Source organism: Nonomuraea rhizosphaerae, assembly GCF_019396405.1.
In the GTDB taxonomy this organism is placed as follows: Bacteria; Actinomycetota; Actinomycetes; order Streptosporangiales; family Streptosporangiaceae; genus Nonomuraea; species Nonomuraea rhizosphaerae.
On the sequence record NZ_JAHKRL010000318.1, the window covers coordinates 1 to 6,407 of the forward strand.

Annotated in this window: 6 protein-coding genes and 1 pseudogene; 6 read left to right on the forward strand and 1 reads right to left on the reverse strand. The window is 72.5% G+C overall.

Annotated elements, in window-relative coordinates:
• The 5 genes from KME77_RS16075 to KME77_RS16095 form a co-directional block, all read left to right on the forward strand.
• A partial coding sequence (locus KME77_RS16075) for a (2Fe-2S)-binding protein (RefSeq protein ID WP_219467816.1) occupies positions 1–546 on the forward strand: 546 nt, incomplete at its 5' end.
• Positions 543–2,999: a nitrite reductase large subunit NirB gene (nirB, locus tag KME77_RS16080; RefSeq protein ID WP_219467819.1), complete on the forward strand. Its 2,457-nt coding sequence runs from the start codon at positions 543–545 to the stop codon at positions 2,997–2,999. The genes KME77_RS16075 and nirB, both read left to right, overlap by 4 nt.
• An 11-nt stretch (positions 3,000–3,010) precedes the next feature.
• Positions 3,011–3,370, forward strand: coding sequence for a nitrite reductase small subunit NirD (gene nirD / locus KME77_RS16085; protein WP_308250720.1), 360 nt, complete (start codon positions 3,011–3,013; stop codon positions 3,368–3,370).
• Between the two features lie 27 nt (positions 3,371–3,397).
• Complete coding sequence (locus KME77_RS16090; protein WP_308250721.1) at positions 3,398–4,513, forward strand: iron-containing redox enzyme family protein; 1,116 nt, start codon at positions 3,398–3,400, stop codon at positions 4,511–4,513.
• On the forward strand, positions 4,510–5,616 hold the full coding sequence (locus KME77_RS16095; protein WP_219467826.1) for a glycosyltransferase family 2 protein: 1,107 nt from the start codon (positions 4,510–4,512) through the stop codon (positions 5,614–5,616). Before KME77_RS16090 ends, KME77_RS16095 begins: the two co-directional genes overlap by 4 nt.
• On the opposite strand, the gene KME77_RS16100 is transcribed toward KME77_RS16095, so the two are convergent.
• Positions 5,543–5,770, reverse strand: coding sequence for a CDGSH iron-sulfur domain-containing protein (locus KME77_RS16100; RefSeq protein WP_219467829.1), 228 nt, complete (start codon positions 5,768–5,770; stop codon positions 5,543–5,545). The genes KME77_RS16095 and KME77_RS16100 overlap by 74 nt on opposite strands.
• A 373-nt stretch (positions 5,771–6,143) precedes the next feature.
• Between KME77_RS16100 and KME77_RS16105 the strand changes: the two are divergent.
• Positions 6,144–6,407: pseudogene (locus KME77_RS16105) on the forward strand (SAM-dependent methyltransferase); the annotation flags it as partial.

Below are 6,407 nucleotides of genomic sequence, written 5' to 3' on the forward strand. Positions count from 1 at the left end.
GGGCGGGCGCCCGTCGCCGCCGAGGTCATCACCGGCGGCAAGGCCCTGTACCGCGGCTCCCGGCTGGTGACCAGGCTCAAGGCCCGGAGCGTCGAGCTGGCCGCCATGGGCGAGACGCAGCTCACCGAGGAGCACGCCGAGGTGGTGCGCTTCAGCCATCGGGCCCGCGGGACGTACCGCAAGCTCGTCATCCGCGATGGCCGGCTGGTCGGCGCGATCCTGCTGGGCGACACCGACGCCGTCGGCACGCTCACCCAGCTCTTCGACCGGGGCGGGCCGCTGCCGGGGGACCGCGCCGGGCTGCTGTTCCCCGGGCTGGCCTCGGCCACCGTGGCCGACAGCCCGGTGCTGATGCCCGACGCGGCGAAGGTCTGCCAGTGCAACAACGTCACCAAGGGCCAGATCCGGGCCTGCTGGGAGGCGGGCGCGCGGGACGTGACCGCGGTCGCCGCCGCCACCAGGGCCACGACCGGGTGCGGCACCTGCCGTGACGCCGTGGAGGGCATCGTCGGCTGGCTGTGCGAGCAGGAAGGGATCTCCGCATGAGCAGGATCGTCGTCGTCGGGTACGGGCCGACGGCTCACCGGTTCGTCGAGACGCTGCGCGAGCGCGGGTCCGGCGGGCGGGTGACCGTGATCGGGGAGGAGCCGCGGCCCGCGTACGACCGGGTGGCGCTCACCTCCTACCTGGGCGGGACCAGCGTCGAGGACCTCACCTACCCGGTGCCCGAGGGGACGGTGACCAGGCTCGGCGGGCGGGTCACCGCGATCGACCGGGAGGCGCGCACGGTCACGCTGGCCGACGGGTCGGCCGAGCCGTACGACGTGCTCGTGCTGGCCACGGGGTCGTCGCCGTTCGTGCCGCCGGTGCCGGGGGCGGAGCACGCGCACGTGTACCGGACGATCGACGACCTCGACGCGATCCGGCTGGCCGCCAAGGACGCCACCGAGGGGGTCGTGGTCGGCGGCGGGCTGCTCGGGCTGGAGGCGGCCGACGCGCTGCGCGGGCTGGGGCTCAGGACGCACATCGTGGAGATGAGCCCCTGGCTGATGCCGCGCCAGGTGGACGAGGGCGGCGGGGCGGTGCTCAAGGGGCACATCGAGGCGCTCGGGCTCAGCGTGCACGCGGGCGCGGGCGTCCAGGAGATCGTGGTGGGGGAGCAGGGCGTTGTCACCGGGTTGCGCAAGCCCGACGGGACGCTGATCGACGCGCAGATCGTCGTCTTCTCCGCCGGGATCAGGCCGCGTGACGAGCTGGCCCGCGACGGCGGCCTGGAGGTCGGCCGGCGCGGCGGCATCGTGGTGGACGCGGGCATGCGCACCTCCGACCCCTCCATCTACGCGATCGGCGAGTGCGCGCTGGTCGGCGGCCCGGAGAAGGGCATGGTGTACGGGCTGGTCGGCCCATGTTTCACGATGGCCGAGGTGGCCGCCGACCGCATCACCGGCGGCGGCGCCTCGTTCGAGGGCGCGGACATGTCCACCAAGCTCAAGCTGCTGGGGGTGGAGGTGGCCCAGTTCGGGGCGATGGACGGGGCGCTCGACGTCACGTACATGGACCCGGTGGGCGGCGTCTACAAGCGCCTGTTCATCAGCGACGACGCCCGGACGCTGCTCGGCGGCATCTGCGTCGGCGACGCCTCGCCGTACTCGTCGCTGCGGCCCTTCGTCGGCAAGCCGCTGCCGGCGGCGCCGTCCGACCTGCTGTTCACCGGGTCGGGGGCGGAGCTGGACCTGCCCGACGACGCGCAGGTGTGCTCGTGCAACAACGTCAGCGCCGGGGCGGTCCGCGTCGCGATCGTGGACAAGGGCTGCGCGGACGTTCCCGGCATCAAGGCGTGCACGCGGGCGGGCAGCACCTGCGGGAGCTGCGTGCCGATGCTCAAGCAGCTCCTGGAGAGGTCCGGGGTCGAGCTGAGCAAGGCGCTGTGCGAGCACTTCGCGTACTCGCGGGCGGAGCTGTACGACATCGTCCGGGTACGCGGCATCACCACGTTCTCGGAGCTGATCACCGCCCACGGGCAGGGGCGCGGGTGCGACATCTGCAAGCCGGCCGTGGCCTCGATCCTCGCCTCCCTGCACAACGGCCACGTGCTGGAGGGCGAGCGGGCCGCGCTCCAGGACACCAACGACCACTTCCTGGCCAACATCCAGAAGAACGGCACGTACTCGGTCGTCCCGCGCATCCCCGGCGGCGAGATCACGCCCGACAAGCTGATCGTGATCGGCGAGGTGGCCCGCGACTTCGGCCTCTACACCAAGATCACCGGCGGGCAGCGGATCGACCTGTTCGGGGCGCGGGTCGAGCAGCTGCCGCAGATCTGGCGGCGGCTGGTGGAGGCCGGGTTCGAGTCGGGGCACGCCTACGGCAAGGCGCTGCGCACGGTGAAGTCGTGCGTCGGTTCCACCTGGTGCCGGTACGGCGTCCAGGACTCCGTCGGCCTGGCCATCGCCCTGGAGCTGCGCTACCGGGGCCTGCGCGCGCCGCACAAGCTCAAGTCGGCCGTCTCCGGCTGCGCCCGCGAGTGCGCCGAGGCCCGCTCGAAGGACTTCGGCATCATCGCCACCGAGAACGGCTGGAACCTGTACGTCGGCGGCAACGGCGGCTTCAAGCCCCGCCACGCGGACCTGCTGGCCAACGACCTGAGCACCGACGAGCTGATCAGGACGATTGACCGGTTCGTCATGTTCTACATCCGCACGGCCGACCGGCTGCAGCGCACGGCGGCCTGGCTGGAGTCGCTCGACGGCGGCCTCGGCTACCTGCGGCAGGTGATCATCGACGACTCGCTCGGGATCTGCGCCGAGCTCGACGCGCAGATGCGGCACCACGTCTCCACGTACGAGGACGAATGGCGGGCGACCATCTCCGACCCGGAGAAGCTCGGGCGGTTCGTCAGCTTCGTCAACGCGCCCGGCGTGCCCGACCCGTCGATCGTCTTCGAGACCGAACGCGACCAGATCAAGCCAGTGAACCGTCCGGAGGTGGCTTTGCAATGAGTTGGGTGTCTGTGTGCAGGTATCAGGCGTTGCTGCCGGAGCGCGGGGTGTGCGCTCTGGTGGACGGGCGTCAGGTGGCGGTGTTCCGCACGTACGACGGGGCGCTGCACGCCATCGGGAACCTCGATCCGTTCAGCGGCGCCCATGTGCTGTCGCGGGGGATCGTGGGAACCCGGGCGGGGGAGCCGACGGTGGCCTCGCCGCTGCACAAACAGGTCTTCTCGCTCGTGAGCGGGGAGTGCCTGGACGAGCCGGGCGTGACGGTGCCGGTGTACTCGATCCGGGTCGAGGACGGGCTGGTGCAGGTGTCCTCCGTACGGGCCGGAACGGAGCCGGTGCGGGAGCCGGCGCTGGTGCCCATGAGCGTTTAGCGGGGTGGCGGCAGGGCAGCCACCTGCGTGAACGCCTATCGGGGGGTGCGTGGTGGCTGCGATCTGCGATGGCCCGGCCGGGTGCCGGTGGACGCCGTGACACGGCTGCCGCCTGCCCGCGGTCCGATCACCTCGGCGCTGTTCCCGTGGCTCTCGGGGCCGGTCGGGGCTCCCGTTCCGGTCGTCGGGCCGGGGTCGGGGTGCCCGCTGGCCGACGAGGATCTGCAGCTCGCTCTGTTCGTCTGTTACGAGCTGCACTACCAGGGCTTCGCCGGGGTGGACGAGCGGTGGGAGTGGGAGCCGGACCTGCTGGCGCTGCGGGGGCGCCTGGAGCGGCGCTTCTTCGAGGACGGGCTGACGGCGCTCGTGCCGTGGCCGTCCAGGATGCCGGGCCCGTCCGGGGCGCCGTCGGTGCGGGCCGCGCTGGCCGACCTGGTGGTCGCGGACGACGGGCCCTCCGTCTCGCGATTTATCCTGCGCGACGCCTCTCTCACGCAATTTCGCGAGTTTGTCATTCATCGGTCGATTTATCACCTTAAAGAGGCTGATCCGCATAGCTGGGCGATCCCACGGCTGCGGGGCGGGCCCAAGGCCGCGCTGGTGGAGATCCAGGCCGACGAGTACGGCGGCGGGCGGCGCGAGCGCATGCATTCCGAGCTGTTCCGCACCACCATGCGCAGTCTGGGGCTGGACGACTCCTACGGCCACTACCTCGACCGGGTCCCCGGCGTGACGCTGGCCGTCTCGAACACGATGTCCCTGTTCGGGCTGCACCGGCGGTGGCGGGGTGCGCTGGCCGGGCATCTGGCGGCGCTGGAGATGACCTCCTCCCAGCCGAACCGGCGCTACGCCAACGGGCTGCGGCGGCTCGGCGGGTCCCCGGCCGCCGCCCGCTTCTACGAGGAGCACGTACAGGCCGACGCCGTGCACGAGCAGATCGCGGCCCACGACCTGTGCGCCGGGCTGGCGGCGCAGGAGCCGGAGCTGGCGGGGGACGTGCTGTTCGGGGCGGGATGCGCGCTGGAGATGGAACGCCTCTGGGCGGCGCACGTGCTGGACAGCTGGGAACGCGGCGAAAGCTCGCTGCTGGAGACCGGCAGGGCGCCCGCCCTGGACGAGGCCGCGGCGGTGGGAGCTCCGTGAGGACGGGGTTCGACGCCGCGGCGGTGGACGTCCCCGTGACGACAGGGCTCGACTACGTGCTGCCGCTGCGGTGGGCCGGCGACGCCGGGCTGGAGGAGCTGACCGCGTACCTGCGCTGGCTGTCGGGCCATGCCCGCGTGATCGTCGTGGACGGCAGCGCCGGGCCGCTGTTCGACGCGCACGCGCGCCGGTGGGACGGCCTGGTGACGCACCTGCGGCCCGACGCGCGGCTCGCGTTCGCCAACGGCAAGGTGTCGGGGGTGACCACCGGGCTGAGGCTGCCCGGCCCCGACCACGTGGTGATCGCCGACGACGACATCCGCTACGACGAGCGCTCCCTGGCCGCGATCGACGCCCTGCTCGCCGGGGCCGACCTCGTACGGCCGCAGAACCACTTCGACCCGCTGCCCTGGCACGCCCGCTGGGACACCGGCCGCACACTGCTCAACCGCAGCCTCGGCGCCGACTACCCGGGCACGTTCGGCGTGCGCAGGTCGTTCTTCCAGCGGATGGGCGGCTACGACGGCGACGTGCTGTTCGAGAACCTGGAGCTGATCCGCACCGTACGCGCGCACGGCGGGCGGGAGCTGCGCGTCCCCGGCCTGTACGTGCGGCGGCTGCCGTGCGACACCCGGCACTTCTGGTCGCAGCGGGTCCGCCAGGCCTACGACGACCTGGCCCAGCCCGCGCGGATGGCGCTGTTCCTGTCCCTGCTCCCGGCCGCCGGGGCGGCGTTGCTGCGGCGGCGTCCGGGATGGGTGCTGGCCGGCGTGGGGCTGACCGTGGCCATGGCCGAGCTGGGGCGGCGGCGCGGCGGCGGGGGACGGGTGTTCCCGGCCTCGGCGTCATGGCTGGCGCCCGTGTGGGTGCTGGAGCGGGCGGTGTGCAGCTGGCTCGCCCTGGGGGCGGCGCTCGGGGGCGGCGTGCCGTACGCGGGGAGCAGGTTGCGGCGGGCGGCCCACTCGGTGCGGCAGCTCCGCCCGCGGCGGGCGGTCTGCCCGGGGCCCGCCCGCGCCCGCGTGCGCGAGGTCAGCTCTCCGGATCCGGCGCGCTCGTGGCGCGGAAACCCGTCGCCTTGTGCGACCCGTCGCAGAACGGCTTGACCGACGAACGCCCGCACCGGCACAGCGCCACCGTGGCCCTGCCGGGCGGGATGGGCTCGCCGTCCTGCGTCACCAGCTCGAACGGTCCTCTGATCAGCAGCGGGCCGTCCTCGCACGGTGTCACGGTGACCAGTTCATCGTCCTCTCGCCGCATTCCGCCCAACTGCCCCTGAACCACCACCGGAAACGGCGGTACGGGGCTACGGCTCCGGCACTACTTCAGCCGGTGGGAACACGTGGGTGGTCGGATGACCCATCGGCAACACGCAACGTCTCCCGGAATCGACGCTGTCACAGCGCTCCGCGTCGTCACGCTGTGGCAGGGGCAGGGGTTCAGTGCTCAGGGTCGCCTCCATGTGCAGCACCCGGCGACGTTACCCCTGACATGACGGAAATTTGGTCGCGACCCGGCAACGATCCAACCTCTGAACGATCTCAGCAACTTCTGTGAAGCGTCACGTCGAACACCTGTGTACGGTCCTGACGCCGGGCGCACACATCGGACGAACGGGACTTAGCCTGGGCGTATGCAGGACCTTTCGCCGTTCCAGCATCCGAGGTTCGCCCGCATGTACGAGCGGCTCAGCGTCGAGGCCGAACGCAACGGCATGGACGGGCTGCGCCGCCGCCTCCTGGCCGGGCTGACCGGCCGGGTGGTCGAGGTGGGCGCCGGAAACGGGCTGAACTTCCCGTACTACCCCGCCCAGGTCCGCGAGGTGGCCGCCGTCGAGCCCGAGGACCGGCTGCGGCGGCTGGGCGAGCGGGCCGCCGGGCAGGCGCCCGTGCCCCCC